Origin of the sequence: Bacillus sp. SLBN-46 (genome assembly GCF_031453555.1) — a bacterium.
In the GTDB taxonomy this organism is placed as follows: Bacteria; Bacillota; Bacilli; order Bacillales; family Cytobacillaceae; genus Neobacillus.
Genome location: NZ_JAVIZM010000001.1, coordinates 1,594,517 through 1,610,738 on the forward strand (window position 1 = coordinate 1,594,517; position 16,222 = coordinate 1,610,738).

The following is a 16,222-nucleotide window of genomic DNA, read 5'->3' on the forward strand; positions in this document are numbered from 1 at the left end:
AAAGCAAATAATTATTTGCGGTTTCAAACATAAAAAAGTATAGTTGCAATTCAAGTGTTAAACAATCAATATTAATAGGTAGTTATGAAGAAAGTAGGGGTATTTTTGGCAGATTTTTTATCATTGGGTATTTCCCCATCGTTAGTAGAACAACTTCGAGGCATAGGTATTGCAAAACCCACACCCATTCAAGAACAAGCGATTCCTTTTGTAATGAAGGGCAGTGATATTATCGCTCAAGCACAAACAGGGACTGGAAAGACGTTTGCATTTATCCTGCCAATACTTGAAAAGATTAATACTGATGCAACACATATTCAAGCGCTGATCGTGACACCTACAAGGGAGCTTGCCTTGCAAATCACAGAAGAAGTGGAAAAATTGATTGCTGATAAGACGGATGTAAATGTATTAGCCGTCTATGGTGGCCAGGACGTGGCAAAACAGTTAAAAAAATTAAAAAGAAACCCACAAATTGTGGTTGGAACACCTGGTCGTCTATTGGATCATATTAGAAGAGAAACAATTAGATTATCAGAAATCTCCTATCTTGTTTTAGATGAAGCAGATCAAATGCTGCAAATTGGATTCTTAGGAGAAGTAGAGGATATTATCAGAGAAACGCCTCAGACAAGGCAGACTATGTTGTTTTCGGCCACCATTCCTCCTGAAATACGCAAGTTAGCCAAAAAGCATATGCGAGAACCTGAATACATCCAAGTGGAAAAAACACAGGGACCTGCTGAAAGTGTGAAACAGATTGCTATTCATACAACCGATCGGGCAAAACAAGGCACACTTATTCAATTAGTTGAAACCTATCGGCCTTTTTTAGCGTTAATTTTTTGCCGAACGAAACGAAGAGTCAGTAAGCTTTATGATGTCTTAAAAGCTCACGGTTTTTCATGTGATGAGCTGCACGGGGACTTATCACAAGCAAAAAGAGAACAAGTAATGAAGCGATTTAGAGAGGCTGAGATTCAGCTATTAATTGCAACGGATGTCGCAGCAAGAGGATTGGATGTAGAAGGAGTTACTCATGTATTCAATTATGATATTCCTCAGGATACTGAAAGCTACATTCATCGGATAGGACGAACAGGCAGAGCAGGAATGACAGGTTTGGCCATTACTTTTTACACCTCAGACGACCGTCCTGCTCTCGAATTAATTGAAGATGAGCTAAACATTACGATTCCAAAGCAAAACATAGGAAACACAAATAGCACAGAAGAGAGTCAGAAGGATACTAGAAAACCCCGTCCGGTTGGCCAAAAAGAAAGACGTGGAGGAAGAAAAGAAAACTCTCCAGAGCGTGGGAGACAGGATAGACCGATCAAGGGAAAAAAAACCAGCACACCTTCCAAAGGATTTAAGTCTGGAAGAAATGGAACAAAAAGTGGTTCGCCTAGAAATAAAGGAACAAAAACGGGATCAACAAGAAATAAACAGCGGTAAATGATAGCTTTAAAAAGGAAAAGGGGCTGAAGAAATTTTCAGCCCCTTTCTTTTTTAAATACCTGCTTTTATTCCTGTATTTGATTTAACTAATACTTCTTCATATTTCTTCACATCTGCCTTTTGGCTAGAGAAGATCGTTCCAAGATAACCTGCAAGGAAGCCAAGCGGAATAGAAAGGATTCCCGGTGTGGTATAAGGGAAGATAGGATTCCCAACAAAAATAGCTTTTCCTACTTCAGGACTGAACACATTCGGACTAATAATCACCAGCCCAATTGCCGAAATCAATCCAACCACCATTGCCCAGATTGCACCAGATGTATTAAATCGCTTCCAGTAAATAGTGTAGATAATGACAGGAAGATTTGCACTGGCGGCAACAGCAAAGGCGAGTGAAACTAAGAAAGCCACATTAAGGGTTTGAGCCCCTAAAGCAAGAATAATAGAAATGACGGAAACACCAATAGAAGCCCAACGTGCCATGCTTACTTGCTGTTTCTCGGTTGCTTTACCCTTTTTCAGGATTTCATTGTAAAAATCATGGGCAAATGCAGAGGCTGCTGTTAGAACGAGCCCAGCCACAACTGCTAGGATGGTAGCAAATGCTACGGCAGAGATGAATGCAAACAACATATTGCCACCTAAGGCCTGGGCCAAAAGCGGAGCAGCCATATTACCTGCAGGATTCGCGGCCACAATTTTACTTGTACCAACAAAGGCAGCTGCACCAAAGCCAAGGAAAATAGTCATCACATAAAAGATTCCAATAATCCATGTAGCGTAAACAACGGAACTGCGAGCAGTCTTAGCATCCTTAACGGTGAAAAAGCGGACTAAAATATGAGGAAGTCCTGCTGTTCCGAGAACGAGGCCCATGTTTAAGGAAATTGTATCAAGCCCAATTTTATACTTCACACCAGGATTTAGGAATGTTTCCTTTAAAGGTGTGGCGGTTTTCATCTGAGCAAACATATCTGTAATACTGTAGTTAAACTTAGCAAAAACAATAATAGAAATGACGAAGGTCCCACCCATTAATAGAACTGCTTTAATGATTTGTACCCAGCTTGTTGCGTGCATGCCTCCAAAAATAACATACACTGTCATTAACACACCAACAATTAATACAGAGGTTGTGTATTCTAAGCCTAATAATAATTTAATGAGTGCACCTGCTCCTACTAGCTGAGCGATCATATAAAAAATGGAAATTGTAACAGTGTTCATGGCAGCAAATCCACGTACTTTCTTCGCATCAAAACGGGAGGCAATCATATCCGCAAAGGTATATTTTCCAAGGTTACGCATAGGTTCAGCTACGATATAAAGAACCACTAGATATGCAACAAGGAAACCGATACTGTAAAAGAATCCATCAAAACCGGTTAAGGCTACTGCACCAGCTATCCCTAGAAAGGATGCGGCAGACATATAATCACCTGCAATGGCAAGTCCATTTTGCCATCCTGTCAATCCCCCACCAGCCGTATAAAATTCACTAGCATTCTTCGTCCGTTTCGAAGCGTAATAGGTAATGATTAAAGTGACAAAAACAATACAAAGAAACATCGTAAAAGCAGCTGTATTCATTAGCTTTTTCCTCCTTCTTCAACCACTTGAGCAGCTAATTCATCAAATCTTGCTGCCTTTTTCGAGTAGAGCATGCACAAAACCCATGTCATTACGAATTGTAAGAAAGCAAAAACCCATGCCCAAGTGATGCTGCCGATAAACTTGTGGTTTAATACCGTGGTATAAGAAGTTAAAATGGGCAATGCAAAATAAAAACAGAAAAAGAAAATGGTAATGGGAATGATAAATTTTTTCTTTTCGGAGAGTAATGTCTGGAAAGATGATGATTGAACAATGGAACTGTAATCGCTTTCAGTATTAACCTTTATTTGTTTTGCCTCCAATGGAAGCTCCCCCTCTCATAAAAAACCTTTGTTCTGAATCTGAGGTTTTAGAAAAGACAATGCTGATGGGTCAAATGGTGAAGAAACTCAAACTGGAAAGAGAACATGAGGAAATATCATATATTTGTTTTAAGTAGTGACCCTCCTTTATTTGATTACAGATTTTTCTGAATTATCGAAACGTTGTTTTACGTTTTTATTATAGTGAAAATACAATTAACAAAGCAAGATTAATTTGTAAAAATAGGAAATATTTATCATTTTTAAGAGAATGTGAAAAAAATAGGTTTACAAAATAAAAAAACCCTTGCTACGCAAAGGTTTTGGAATATGGAGACTATCGGGATCGAACCGACGACCTCTTGCATGCCATGCAAGCGCTCTCCCAGCTGAGCTAAGCCCCCCAATAAGACTAGTACAAGGAAAATTATATCCGCATTACAAATAACTTGCAAGAGAAAATTTTGTAATTTTTTTAATAGAAACAGGGCCATTAGCTTATACTTTCTATTTCTACTCTTTGTACTCCTTCAATATTAGAAACTGATGCATATACTTCGGTAGTCTTATCACGATAATCTACTGCTAGTAATATCTGCACCAAGTGATCTCCGTTATCTAAATCTTTAATTCTAAGTCGACGAATGATATATCTTTTTTCGAGGAGAAAGGTAATTGCTTTGTCGATTTGCGATTGGTCTCTTATAAAGAGTTGAAGCGTAATTTCTTTTTCACGTAATTGTTTCGGTCCAAATAGTTTCATTAAAAAAGGAATTAATTCAACACTTATAATAAGAAGAGCTACCCCCACAAATGCTTCTAAATAAAATCCGGCACCAACTGCAATGCCAATACCAGCTGCTCCCCAAATCATGGCAGCAGTCGTTAAACCTGAAATACTGTCATTCCCTCTTCTTAAAATTACGCCTGCCCCCAGAAAACCGATTCCAGAAACAATTTGCGCCGCCAAGCGAAGTGGGTCCATGGTGATCTTCACATCATCAGAATTAGGAAACATATATGCAGATTGAATAGATACAATGGTGAGCAAACAGCTTACTACAGATATAACAAGACTGGTTTTCAGTCCTACAGGCTTTCTTTTCAATTCACGTTCCAGACCAATAATCAGGCCAAAAACTGCGGAAATACCCAGTTTAATTAGAACATCTATCTCCATACTGTTCATACTCATTCACGTCCAATTTATTAGTTAGTAGAATGTAAGCAGTTAATAAAGAATGAGGTTACCTAAGAGGAACATACTTTGATTTTACACATAATGGATTAGTAAGGGAAGAACGAAAGCATTCCTAAGGGGATACATGCGTTATATGATTTGGAATTATATGAAGGTGTTCCTATTATTTTATCCTTCCCTCGTTCGAGTTATGACTTAATTTATTTACCCAGAAATTTATATAAATAAGAAATAAATTAACCAATAGTTTTTTTAGAGAGAAGATATAGTAAATGTTCAATAGTAATAATAAATAATTTTAATCCGAAAACTTTTAAAATTATATTGCAATCATTTTTATAACATGTTATATTAAATCTCGTCCTCAGCGAGAGAGTTAAACAACAAAAGAAAGTGAAAAAAGTTGTTGACATTAAGTTGAGCGATATGATAAATTAAGGAAGTCGCTTTTGAACGGTACAAGCTCCTAAGTAAGAGTGAAACACTTTCGATAGCGCAAATATTGCTCTTTGAAAACTAAACAAACAAAAACGTCAACAAACAAAAATATTTCGTTTCTTTTAATGAAACGAAGCCAACGTAACAAAATGAGCTAATCAACTTTCTTGGAGAGTTTGATCCTGGCTCAGGACGAACGCTGGCGGCGTGCCTAATACATGCAAGTCGAGCGAACCACTTCGGTGGTTAGCGGCGGACGGGTGAGTAACACGTGGGCAACCTGCCTGTAAGACTGGGATAACTTCGGGAAACCGGAGCTAATACCGGATAATCCTTTTCCTCTCATGAGGGAAAGCTGAAAGACGGTTTCGGCTGTCACTTACAGATGGGCCCGCGGCGCATTAGCTAGTTGGTGAGGTAACGGCTCACCAAGGCGACGATGCGTAGCCGACCTGAGAGGGTGATCGGCCACACTGGGACTGAGACACGGCCCAGACTCCTACGGGAGGCAGCAGTAGGGAATCTTCCACAATGGACGAAAGTCTGATGGAGCAACGCCGCGTGAGCGATGAAGGCCTTCGGGTCGTAAAGCTCTGTTGTTAGGGAAGAACAAGTACCGGAGTAACTGCCGGTACCTTGACGGTACCTAACCAGAAAGCCACGGCTAACTACGTGCCAGCAGCCGCGGTAATACGTAGGTGGCAAGCGTTGTCCGGAATTATTGGGCGTAAAGCGCGCGCAGGCGGTCCTTTAAGTCTGATGTGAAAGCCCACGGCTCAACCGTGGAGGGTCATTGGAAACTGGGGGACTTGAGTGCAGAAGAGGAAAGCGGAATTCCACGTGTAGCGGTGAAATGCGTAGAGATGTGGAGGAACACCAGTGGCGAAGGCGGCTTTCTGGTCTGTAACTGACGCTGAGGCGCGAAAGCGTGGGGAGCAAACAGGATTAGATACCCTGGTAGTCCACGCCGTAAACGATGAGTGCTAAGTGTTAGGGGGTTTCCGCCCCTTAGTGCTGCAGCTAACGCATTAAGCACTCCGCCTGGGGAGTACGGCCGCAAGGCTGAAACTCAAAGGAATTGACGGGGGCCCGCACAAGCGGTGGAGCATGTGGTTTAATTCGAAGCAACGCGAAGAACCTTACCAGGTCTTGACATCCTCTGACACTCCTAGAGATAGGACGTTCCCCTTCGGGGGACAGAGTGACAGGTGGTGCATGGTTGTCGTCAGCTCGTGTCGTGAGATGTTGGGTTAAGTCCCGCAACGAGCGCAACCCTTGATCTTAGTTGCCAGCATTCAGTTGGGCACTCTAAGGTGACTGCCGGTGACAAACCGGAGGAAGGTGGGGATGACGTCAAATCATCATGCCCCTTATGACCTGGGCTACACACGTGCTACAATGGATGGTACAAAGGGCTGCAAGACCGCGAGGTTTAGCCAATCCCATAAAACCATTCTCAGTTCGGATTGTAGGCTGCAACTCGCCTACATGAAGCCGGAATCGCTAGTAATCGCGGATCAGCATGCCGCGGTGAATACGTTCCCGGGCCTTGTACACACCGCCCGTCACACCACGAGAGTTTGTAACACCCGAAGTCGGTGGGGTAACCGTAAGGAGCCAGCCGCCTAAGGTGGGACAGATGATTGGGGTGAAGTCGTAACAAGGTAGCCGTATCGGAAGGTGCGGCTGGATCACCTCCTTTCTAAGGATATAAGCTGGACCTATGAGCCAGACAAAACATGTTTGTTTGATTGTTTCTTGTTTGTTTAGTTTTGAGAGTGCAATCTCTCAAAGCTTTTTTTAATCGTTCTTTGAAAACTAGATAATCGTAATGAAGAAGTCAAGTAACACATCGAGTAATCGCCATTTTAGTTTTCTCTCTTATTTAATTAAGAGAAACAAACCTTTTAGGTTAAGTTAGAAAGGGCGCACGGTGAATGCCTTGGCACTAGGAGCCGATGAAGGACGGGACTAACACCGATATGCTTCGGGGAGCTGTAAGTAAGCTTTGATCCGGAGATTTCCGAATGGGGGAACCCACTGTTCGTAATGGAACAGTATCTTTACCTGAATACATAGGGTATTGAAGGCATACCCGGGGAACTGAAACATCTAAGTACCCGGAGGAAGAGAAAGCAAACGCGATTCCCTGAGTAGCGGCGAGCGAAACGGGACATAGCCCAAACCAAGAGGCTTGCCTCTTGGGGTTGTAGGACACTCAACATGGAGTTACAAAGGAACGGGGTAGATGAAGCGGCCTGGAAAGGCCCGTCAGAGAAGGTAAAAACCCTGTAGTCGAAACTTCGTTCCCTCCTGAGTGGATCCTGAGTACGGCCGGACACGTGAAATCCGGTCGGAAGCAGGGAGGACCATCTCCCAAGGCTAAATACTCCCTAGTGACCGATAGTGAACCAGTACCGTGAGGGAAAGGTGAAAAGCACCCCGGAAGGGGAGTGAAATAGTTCCTGAAACCGTGTGCCTACAAGTAGTTAGAGCCCGTTAATGGGTGATAGCGTGCCTTTTGTAGAATGAACCGGCGAGTTACGATCCCATGCAAGGTTAAGTTGAAGAGACGGAGCCGCAGCGAAAGCGAGTCTGAATAGGGCGTTTGAGTATGTGGTCGTAGACCCGAAACCAGGTGATCTACCCATGTCCAGGGTGAAGTCCAGGTAACACTGGATGGAGGCCCGAACCCACGCACGTTGAAAAGTGCGGGGATGAGGTGTGGGTAGCGGAGAAATTCCAATCGAACTTGGAGATAGCTGGTTCTCTCCGAAATAGCTTTAGGGCTAGCCTCACGTAGTTAGAGTCTTGGAGGTAGAGCACTGTTTGGACTAGGGGCCCTCATCGGGTTACCGAATTCAGACAAACTCCGAATGCCAAAGACTTATCCGTGGGAGTCAGACTGCGAGTGATAAGATCCGTAGTCAAAAGGGAAACAGCCCAGACCACCAGCTAAGGTCCCAAAGTTTACGTTAAGTGGAAAAGGATGTGGAGTTGCTTAGACAACCAGGATGTTGGCTTAGAAGCAGCCACCATTTAAAGAGTGCGTAATAGCTCACTGGTCGAGTGACTCTGCGCCGAAAATGTACCGGGGCTAAACGTAACACCGAAGCTGTGGATTGACATCTTAGATGTCAGTGGTAGGAGAGCGTTCTAAGGGCGTTGAAGCTAGACCGTAAGGACTGGTGGAGCGCTTAGAAGTGAGAATGCCGGTATGAGTAGCGAAAGATGAGTGAGAATCTCATCCACCGTATGCCTAAGGTTTCCTGAGGAAGGCTCGTCCGCTCAGGGTTAGTCGGGACCTAAGCCGAGGCCGAAAGGCGTAGGCGATGGACAACAGGTTGATATTCCTGTACCACCTCTTTATCGTTTGAGTGATGGGGGGACGCAGGAGGATAGGGTAAGCGCGCTGTTGGATATGCGCGTCTAAGCAGTTAGGCTGGAAAGTAGGAAAATCCGCTTTCCGTGAAGGCTGAGCTGTGATAGCGAGGGAAATTTAGTACCGAAGTTCCTGATTCCACACTGCCAAGAAAAGCCTCTAGCGAGATAAAAGGTGCCCGTACCGCAAACCGACACAGGTAGGCGAGGAGAGAATCCTAAGGTGAGCGAGAGAACTCTCGTTAAGGAACTCGGCAAAATGACCCCGTAACTTCGGGAGAAGGGGTGCTTTTTGAGGTGAATAGCCTCGAAGAGCCGCAGTGAATAGGCCCAGGCGACTGTTTAGCAAAAACACAGGTCTCTGCGAAGCCGCAAGGCGAAGTATAGGGGCTGACGCCTGCCCGGTGCTGGAAGGTTAAGAGGAGGGGTTAGCCTTAAAAGCGAAGCTCTGAATCGAAGCCCCAGTAAACGGCGGCCGTAACTATAACGGTCCTAAGGTAGCGAAATTCCTTGTCGGGTAAGTTCCGACCCGCACGAAAGGCGTAACGATCTGGGCACTGTCTCAACGAGAGACTCGGTGAAATTATAGTACCTGTGAAGATGCAGGTTACCCGCGACAGGACGGAAAGACCCCGTGGAGCTTTACTGTAGCCTGATATTGAATTTTGGTACAGCTTGTACAGGATAGGTAGGAGCCTGAGAAACCGGAGCGCTAGCTTCGGTGGAGGCGTCGGTGGGATACTACCCTGGCTGTATTGAAATTCTAACCCGCACCCCTTATCGGGGTGGGAGACAGTGTCAGGTGGGCAGTTTGACTGGGGCGGTCGCCTCCTAAAGAGTAACGGAGGCGCCCAAAGGTTCCCTCAGAATGGTTGGAAATCATTCGTAGAGTGTAAAGGCACAAGGGAGCTTGACTGCGAGACCTACAAGTCGAGCAGGGACGAAAGTCGGGCTTAGTGATCCGGTGGTTCCGCATGGAAGGGCCATCGCTCAACGGATAAAAGCTACCCCGGGGATAACAGGCTTATCTCCCCCAAGAGTCCACATCGACGGGGAGGTTTGGCACCTCGATGTCGGCTCATCGCATCCTGGGGCTGTAGTCGGTCCCAAGGGTTGGGCTGTTCGCCCATTAAAGCGGTACGCGAGCTGGGTTCAGAACGTCGTGAGACAGTTCGGTCCCTATCCGTCGTGGGCGCAGGAAATTTGAGAGGAGCTGTCCTTAGTACGAGAGGACCGGGATGGACGCACCGCTGGTGTACCAGTTGTCTTGCCAAAGGCATCGCTGGGTAGCTATGTGCGGACGGGATAAGTGCTGAAAGCATCTAAGCATGAAGCCCCCCTCAAGATGAGATTTCCCATAGCGTCAAGCTAGTAAGAACCCTGAAAGATGATCAGGTTGATAGGTCAGAGGTGGAAGCGTGGTAACATGTGGAGCTGACTGATACTAATCGTTCGAGGACTTAACCAAGTTTTAAAGCGAACTCGTTTTTTACAAACACTTCTTCTACATTATCTAGTTTTGAGGGAATGAAAAAATTAAAATTTCCTCTTGCAAAATATGAAAAAGACATTATAATAAAATAGTGTCGAATAAATGGTCTGGTAATTATGGCGAGAAGGTCACACCCGTTCCCATACCGAACACGGAAGTTAAGCTTCTCAGCGCCGATGGTAGTTGGGACGAAAGTCCCTGTGAGAGTAGGACATTGCCAGGCTGTAATATGGAGGATTAGCTCAGCTGGGAGAGCATCTGCCTTACAAGCAGAGGGTCGGCGGTTCGATCCCGTCATCCTCCACCATATATATTTTAAACCTATGCCGGGGTAGCTCAATTGGTAGAGCAACTGACTTGTAATCAGTAGGTTGGGGGTTCAAGTCCTCTCGCCGGCACCTTTTTCGAGCCATTAGCTCAGTTGGTAGAGCAGATTGCGAACTTCTTCGAATCAGCTTCTGCGGGCAATCTGTGAGAAAGAACGTGAGTTCTTTTGAGCATCTGACTTACCACAATTTATTTGTAGGAAAGTATCTTAGTATGAGCCATTAGCTCAGTTGGTAGAGCATCTGACTTTTAATCAGAGGGTCGAAGGTTCGAGTCCTTCATGGCTCACCATTTTAAATGAATATGCGGGTGTGGCGGAATTGGCAGACGCACCAGACTTAGGATCTGGCGCCGCAAGGCGTGGGGGTTCGACTCCCTTCACCCGCACCATTTAATTTCATATGCGGAAGTAGTTCAGTGGTAGAACACCACCTTGCCAAGGTGGGGGTCGCGGGTTCGAATCCCGTCTTCCGCTCTCATATTGCCGGGGTGGCGGAACTGGCAGACGCACAGGACTTAAAATCCTGCGGTAGGTGACTACCGTACCGGTTCGATTCCGGTCCTCGGCACCATATAAGTTTATTAAATTCATATGCGCCCTTAGCTCAGCTGGATAGAGTGTTTGACTACGAATCAAAAGGTCGGGAGTTCGAATCTCTCAGGGCGCACTTTAACGGGAAGTAGCTCAGCTTGGTAGAGCACTTGGTTTGGGACCAAGGGGTCGCAGGTTCGAATCCTGTCTTCCCGACCATCCTTACTTTAATTATGGGGCCTTAGCTCAGCTGGGAGAGCGCCTGCTTTGCACGCAGGAGGTCAGCGGTTCGATCCCGCTAGGCTCCACTTTAATTTTAATAACTATTTGGCGGTGTAGCTCAGCTGGCTAGAGCGTACGGTTCATACCCGTAAGGTCGGGGGTTCGATCCCCTCCGCCGCTACCAGATATATTTTTAAAACTTGGACCTTTAGCTCAGCTGGTTAGAGCAACGAGCAAAGCTCCAATGAAAATGCTACGAGTTGTCACCATCGAGCTGCTACTTGAGTAAGCTTTCTGAGATCGGGACAGACGCTTTTAACATTATGGTTAATAAATTTCAACTTGGACCTTTAGCTCAGCTGGTTAGAGCAGACGGCTCATAACCGTCCGGTCGTAGGTTCGAGTCCTACAAGGTCCACCATTAGTTTCATTGTTAACACGGAGGAATACCCAAGTTTGGCTGAAGGGATCGGTCTTGAAAACCGACAGGCGGGTCATACCGCGCGGGGGTTCGAATCCCTCTTCCTCCTCCATATTATTTTTTAAAAACTTAATTTTTACCGTCGCGGGGTGGAGCAACGAGCGTTGCTTCAATGAATAGTCTGCGAGTTGTCACCATCGAGCTGCTACTTGAATAAGCATTCTGAGATGGGGACAGTCAGTAACAAAACATGGAGCATACTCCAAACTTAATATTTTTTACCGTCGCGGGGTGGAGCAGTCTGGTAGCTCGTCGGGCTCATAACCCGAAGGTCGCAGGTTCAAATCCTGTCCCCGCAATATGGTCTGGTAGTTCAGTTGGTTAGAATGCCTGCCTGTCACGCAGGAGGTCGCGGGTTCGAGTCCCGTCCAGACCGCCATTTGTTGGCTCAGTAGCTCAGTCGGTAGAGCAAAGGACTGAAAATCCTTGTGTCGGCGGTTCGATTCCGTCCTGAGCCACCATTTTAATTATAGTAAGTTTTAGAGTTTTTATTGTGGCGATTGTGGCGAAGTGGTTAACGCACCTGATTGTGGTTCAGGCATTCGTGGGTTCGATTCCCATCAGTCGCCCCATTTATTTTGCGGGTGTAGTTTACTGGTAAAACCTCAGCCTTCCAAGCTGATGTAGTGGGTTCGATTCCCATCACCCGCTCCATAATATGGGCCTATAGCTCAGCTGGTTAGAGCGCACGCCTGATAAGCGTGAGGTCGATGGTTCGAGTCCATTTAGGCCCACCATATATTATTCCGCAGTAGCTCAGTGGTAGAGCTATCGGCTGTTAACCGATCGGTCGTAGGTTCGAGTCCTACCTGCGGAGCCATGTAGAGAAGTACCCAAGTGGCTCAAGGGGCGCCCCTGCTAAGGGTGTAGGTCGGGTAACCGGCGCGAGGGTTCGAATCCCTTCTTCTCTGCCATATAATTTAATTATCGGCCCCTTGGTCAAGCGGTTAAGACACCGCCCTTTCACGGCGGTAACACGGGTTCGAATCCCGTAGGGGTCATACAAAAAACTGATGATACATTATCATCAGTTTTTTTGTGTTCTTTTGTAGAGGAAGCTTCGATTACGATTATTGATTGTTTAAGGTGGATTTTTTACGGTAGCGAACAAAGCTTAAAAGACCATATGGGTTACGTAGACAATATGTACGTTACCAAATGCTACATTCTAGACATTATCAAATAACGTGTAGATCCCCCACATTTTACGTGAGCAGCTTTAAAAGTTCATCTCACCATTTTCGTGACTATTTCCTCATACACTAGCTAAAAAGTCCCTTACTCCATTTTAAGAACCACACTCCTAATCAAGCTTGAAAAACAATATATTAAAATAACAATTTAATGTATTTTCACTCCGAGTTAAAATTGTTAACGCTTACATAACACTAGATTTTCTAAAAATTCACTCCTTTAAAGTGATATAAATCAAATAATTTTTTTAAAGGTTTTTTATAAAAAAAATCAAAAAAACTTTAAAGATTCCTGTCGATTCACGATAGATTATTTGTCGTTTGGTGTTGAATATTGTCGGGAAATGCCTCTTTATAGCGGTTTACAGCATCAATTGTCAGAAAAGATAAAAAAGTTTTTGAAGGCATATCAACCATTTGGAATTATAATTGGTCTTTGTAATACATATTTTCAATGGGGATGAGGATAGCCATGACAGTGAACACGTTATTTCCTACTGATTATCAGTTGCACTTATTTCATGAAGGAAACTTCTTTCAAAGTCATCAGCTCTTTGGCGCTCATATCTTCAAGAATTCCGATCAGGTATACACCCGATTTTGCGTATGGGCCCCTAATGCCCGTCAGGTAAGACTTGCAGGGGATTTTAACAACTGGAATGGTGAAGGGTATGAATTACAAAGGGTTAACAATGAAGGCGTTTGGATTCTAATCTTGAAGCAAGACATGACAGGAAGTCTTTATAAGTATGAAATTTTCTCACAAACAGGAGAAAGACTGTTAAAGGCAGATCCATTCGCGTTTTATTCTGAAATAAGACCAATGACGGCTTCTGTCGTTTATTCACTAAATAACTATAAGTGGCAAGATAATCATTGGATGAATCGTAGAGGAAAAAAGAACTTCCTATCTGAACCAGCCATCATTTATGAGGTCCACATTGGTTCCTGGAGGAAGCAAGCCAACAATGAATACTTAACTTATCAAGAACTAGCTTCAGAGCTAATACCGTACGTTATAGAGCATGGCTTTACACATATAGAGCTGTTGCCAATTGTCGAGCACCCGCTCGACGATTCATGGGGTTATCAAGGTACAGGTTATTTCTCAGTCACTTCAAGGTATGGAACACCAGATGACTTTCGACATTTTGTAGACCAATGTCATCAGCATGGTATTGGTGTCATTCTTGATTGGGTACCAGGGCATTTTTGTAAAGATGCTCATGGACTTTATCGTTTTGATGGTACTCATATCTATTCCTATAAGTATGAATGTGATAGAGAAAATCTTGTATGGGGTACAGCAAACTTTGACCTTGGGAAGGGAGAAGTACAAAGTTTCCTCATCTCAAATGCTCGATATTGGATGGAATATTTCCATATTGATGGTTTCCGAATGGATGCGGTGGCAAATATCATTTATTGGCCGAATGCTTCAAACGGCAAGAGTGAGAATCCATTTGGAATAAATTTTTTAAAGAAATTAAATCAAGAAATTCATGAATACGATCCACATTTTTTAATGATCGGTGAGGATTCAACTGATTTTCCACAAGTAACAGCACCCGTCCATTATGGCGGTCTTGGCTTTGATTACAAATGGAATATGGGTTGGATGAATGACATGCTGGAATATATGGAAACCCCTCCATATTCAAGGCAGCAGGCCCATTCAAAAGTCACTTTTTCCCTTTTATATGCTTTTTCAGAAAACTTTATGCTCCCTTTCTCGCATGATGAGGTGGTACATGGCAAGAAATCGTTGCTAGATAAGATGCCAGGCGAATACTGGGAAAAATTTGCTCAATTAAGGCTTCTCCTCGGCTATATGTTTGCACATCCAGGAAAAAAACTTTTATTTATGGGATTTGAATTTGGACAGTTTGCCGAATGGAAGAATAAAGAACAACTTGATTGGCACTTAATGGACTATGACATGCACCGAAGCATAAATGACTATGTCAAAGTGCTAACAAAGGTGTATAAGCGCTCAAAAGCCCTTTATGAACTGGATCATCTACAGGAAGGGTTTCAATGGATTGACGCGAATAACAGTCATCAATCAATCTTTTCCTTTATTCGAAAGGGTAAAAAAGAAGAGGATCATTTAATCATTATTTGCAACTTTACTGGTGCCAGATACCCGGTGTATAAAGTCGGTGTTCCTCTACCAGGAGAGTATCGAGAAATCTTTACTAGTGATCAAAAAGAATACGGTGGAACGGGAATGGTTAACAAAAAGATCATTTTCGCGTTAGAAGAACCATTCCATGGTCAAACATACTCAATTGACATCAGCATTCCCGCATTCGGTTTTCAAATAATTAGACCGGTTAAAAAACGGAAGGAGCGAAAAGGAAATGGCAAAGAAAAAGTGCGTAGCCATGTTATTAGCAGGAGGGAAAGGGAGCAGACTTAATTCACTAACAAAGGATTTAGCAAAACCAGCGGTACCATTTGGTGGTAAATACCGTATTATAGATTTTACTCTAAGCAACTGTGCTAATTCTGGGATAGATACGGTCGGTGTTCTTACTCAATACCAACCCTTGCTGTTAAATTCTTATATTGGAATTGGCAGTGCATGGGACCTCGATCGTAAAGATGGCGGAGTTACTGTTTTACCTCCCTACAGTGAGTCTTCAGAAGTAAAGTGGTATACAGGTACTGCAAGTGCCATCTATCAAAACTTAAATTATTTGAAGCAATATCAGCCGGAATATGTATTAATCCTCTCCGGGGACCACATCTACAAAATGAACTATGAAAGTATGCTTGATTATCATATTCAAAAAAGGGCAGATGTAACGATTTCCTTAATCGAGGTGCCGTGGGTCGAAGCAAGTCGATTTGGCATCATGAATACAACAGAGGATATGAGAATAGTAGAGTTTGAGGAAAAACCAGCGAATCCAAAGAACAATCTTGCTTCGATGGGGGTTTATATTTTCAGTTGGAATGTTCTAAAGGAATTTTTAGAAATGGACGAAAGAAATCCTGATTCAAGCCATGATTTTGGTAAAGATGTCATTCCGATGCTATTAGAGGAAAATAAGAAATTGTTTGCCTATCCATTTAAAGGGTATTGGAAGGACGTTGGAACGGTTCAAAGTCTTTGGGAAGCAAACATGGATTTGTTAGGAGAGGACTGTGACCTAGATTTATTTGATCATGACTGGAGAATATACTCTGTCAATCCGAACCAACCTCCACAATATATATCACCAAATGCAGTGGTGAAGGAATCACTAATCAATGAGGGATGTACGATTGAAGGTGAAATCGAGCAATCTGTATTATTCCAAGGGGTGACGGTGGGAAGCGGCTCTATTATTAAAGAGTCTGTCATTATGCCAGATGCCACAATCGGAAATAATTGCTTGATTGAAAAAGCGATTGTTCCATGCGATGTTCATGTACCAGACGGAACAGTAATTCGTTCTTTTGATGGTGAGATTGTTTTAGTTACAAGCGAAATGATAAGCGGACTGTATCCTGCTTTTTAATTAATCTCAAGGGGCTAAGTAGCCCCCTTGAAAAAGCGTTTCCCATTTTATTAATTGGAGGGTTTCGGA

At 43.7% G+C, this 16,222-nt stretch carries 6 protein-coding genes, 22 tRNA genes and 3 rRNA genes; 27 read left to right on the top strand and 4 right to left on the bottom strand.

Annotated features, from left to right (window positions below; translation table 11 throughout):
* The first annotated feature begins 105 nt into the window (after positions 1-105).
* Entirely contained in the window at positions 106-1,458 is a 1,353-nt protein-coding gene (locus QFZ87_RS08055; RefSeq protein WP_309867712.1) for a DEAD/DEAH box helicase, read from the top strand.
* A 54-nt stretch (positions 1,459-1,512) separates the two neighbouring features.
* On the opposite strand, the gene QFZ87_RS08060 is transcribed toward QFZ87_RS08055, so the two are convergent.
* The 4 genes from QFZ87_RS08060 to QFZ87_RS08075 form a co-directional block, all read right to left on the bottom strand.
* Positions 1,513-3,051, bottom strand: a complete 1,539-nt coding sequence (locus QFZ87_RS08060) for a solute symporter family protein (protein WP_309859954.1) — start codon at positions 3,049-3,051, stop codon at positions 1,513-1,515.
* A complete protein-coding gene (locus QFZ87_RS08065; RefSeq protein WP_309859956.1) occupies positions 3,051-3,377 on the bottom strand; it encodes a DUF485 domain-containing protein in 327 nt (108 codons plus the stop codon). The genes QFZ87_RS08060 and QFZ87_RS08065 overlap by 1 nt, the downstream gene beginning before the upstream one ends.
* 331 nt (positions 3,378-3,708) lie before the next feature.
* Positions 3,709-3,781, bottom strand: a tRNA-Ala gene (locus QFZ87_RS08070).
* Between the two features lie 89 nt (positions 3,782-3,870).
* Entirely contained in the window at positions 3,871-4,557 is a 687-nt protein-coding gene (locus tag QFZ87_RS08075; RefSeq protein WP_396133904.1) for an MgtC/SapB family protein, read from the bottom strand.
* A gap of 623 nt (positions 4,558-5,180) precedes the next feature.
* Here QFZ87_RS08075 and QFZ87_RS08080 point away from each other — a divergent pair.
* The 26 genes from QFZ87_RS08080 (at position 5,181) to QFZ87_RS08205 (ending at position 16,153) form a co-directional block, all read left to right on the top strand.
* Positions 5,181-6,718, top strand: a 16S ribosomal RNA gene (locus QFZ87_RS08080).
* A gap of 208 nt (positions 6,719-6,926) precedes the next feature.
* Positions 6,927-9,865: ribosomal RNA gene (locus QFZ87_RS08085) — 23S ribosomal RNA — on the top strand.
* Between the two features lie 130 nt (positions 9,866-9,995).
* A 5S ribosomal RNA gene (gene rrf, locus QFZ87_RS08090) occupies positions 9,996-10,112 on the top strand.
* The 16S, 23S and 5S rRNA genes sit together here with 21 tRNA genes alongside, the layout of an rRNA operon.
* Before the next feature lie 8 nt (positions 10,113-10,120).
* Positions 10,121-10,196 (top strand) — tRNA-Val (locus QFZ87_RS08095).
* An 18-nt stretch (positions 10,197-10,214) separates the two neighbouring features.
* Positions 10,215-10,287, top strand: a tRNA-Thr gene (locus QFZ87_RS08100).
* A gap of 144 nt (positions 10,288-10,431) precedes the next feature.
* A tRNA-Lys gene (locus QFZ87_RS08105) sits at positions 10,432-10,507 on the top strand.
* A 14-nt stretch (positions 10,508-10,521) separates the two neighbouring features.
* A tRNA-Leu gene (locus tag QFZ87_RS08110) sits at positions 10,522-10,606 on the top strand.
* A gap of 13 nt (positions 10,607-10,619) precedes the next feature.
* Positions 10,620-10,691 (top strand) — tRNA-Gly (locus tag QFZ87_RS08115).
* An 8-nt stretch (positions 10,692-10,699) separates the two neighbouring features.
* Positions 10,700-10,788 (top strand) — tRNA-Leu (locus QFZ87_RS08120).
* 22 nt (positions 10,789-10,810) lie between these two features.
* Positions 10,811-10,884, top strand: a tRNA-Arg gene (locus QFZ87_RS08125).
* A gap of 6 nt (positions 10,885-10,890) precedes the next feature.
* Positions 10,891-10,967, top strand: a tRNA-Pro gene (locus QFZ87_RS08130).
* Positions 10,968-10,983: 16 nt separating this feature from the next.
* Positions 10,984-11,056: transfer RNA gene (locus tag QFZ87_RS08135), tRNA-Ala, on the top strand.
* Between the two features lie 21 nt (positions 11,057-11,077).
* A tRNA-Met gene (locus QFZ87_RS08140) sits at positions 11,078-11,154 on the top strand.
* Positions 11,155-11,314: 160 nt separating this feature from the next.
* A tRNA-Ile gene (locus QFZ87_RS08145) sits at positions 11,315-11,391 on the top strand.
* A 19-nt stretch (positions 11,392-11,410) separates the two neighbouring features.
* Positions 11,411-11,503, top strand: a tRNA-Ser gene (locus QFZ87_RS08150).
* Between the two features lie 173 nt (positions 11,504-11,676).
* Positions 11,677-11,750, top strand: a tRNA-Met gene (locus QFZ87_RS08155).
* Between the two features lie 3 nt (positions 11,751-11,753).
* Positions 11,754-11,830, top strand: a tRNA-Asp gene (locus QFZ87_RS08160).
* 6 nt (positions 11,831-11,836) lie between these two features.
* Positions 11,837-11,912 (top strand) — tRNA-Phe (locus QFZ87_RS08165).
* A gap of 35 nt (positions 11,913-11,947) precedes the next feature.
* Positions 11,948-12,023 (top strand) — tRNA-His (locus QFZ87_RS08170).
* Positions 12,024-12,031: 8 nt separating this feature from the next.
* Positions 12,032-12,105 (top strand) — tRNA-Gly (locus tag QFZ87_RS08175).
* A 6-nt stretch (positions 12,106-12,111) separates the two neighbouring features.
* Positions 12,112-12,188: transfer RNA gene (locus QFZ87_RS08180), tRNA-Ile, on the top strand.
* A gap of 8 nt (positions 12,189-12,196) precedes the next feature.
* Positions 12,197-12,271: transfer RNA gene (locus QFZ87_RS08185), tRNA-Asn, on the top strand.
* A 3-nt stretch (positions 12,272-12,274) separates the two neighbouring features.
* Positions 12,275-12,365, top strand: a tRNA-Ser gene (locus tag QFZ87_RS08190).
* A gap of 15 nt (positions 12,366-12,380) precedes the next feature.
* Positions 12,381-12,452, top strand: a tRNA-Glu gene (locus QFZ87_RS08195).
* A gap of 664 nt (positions 12,453-13,116) precedes the next feature.
* Complete coding sequence (glgB, locus tag QFZ87_RS08200; RefSeq protein WP_309859960.1) at positions 13,117-15,066, top strand: 1,4-alpha-glucan branching protein GlgB; 1,950 nt, start codon at positions 13,117-13,119, stop codon at positions 15,064-15,066.
* Complete coding sequence (locus QFZ87_RS08205; protein WP_309859961.1) at positions 15,008-16,153, top strand: glucose-1-phosphate adenylyltransferase; 1,146 nt, start codon at positions 15,008-15,010, stop codon at positions 16,151-16,153. The genes glgB and QFZ87_RS08205 overlap by 59 nt, the downstream gene beginning before the upstream one ends.
* Positions 16,154-16,222: the final 69 nt, after the last annotated feature.

Bases quoted from the DNA above. Each gene is read 5' to 3' on its own strand.
- QFZ87_RS08060 (WP_309859954.1), bottom strand. From the start codon at position 3,051: ATGAATACAGCTGCTTTTACGATGTTTCTTTGTATTGTTTTTGTCACT.
- QFZ87_RS08075 (WP_396133904.1), bottom strand. From the start codon at position 4,557: ATGGAGATAGATGTTCTAATTAAACTGGGTATTTCCGCAGTTTTTGGC.
- glgB (WP_309859960.1), top strand. From the start codon at position 13,117: ATGACAGTGAACACGTTATTTCCTACTGATTATCAGTTGCACTTATTT.
- QFZ87_RS08205 (WP_309859961.1), top strand. From the start codon at position 15,008: ATGGCAAAGAAAAAGTGCGTAGCCATGTTATTAGCAGGAGGGAAAGGG.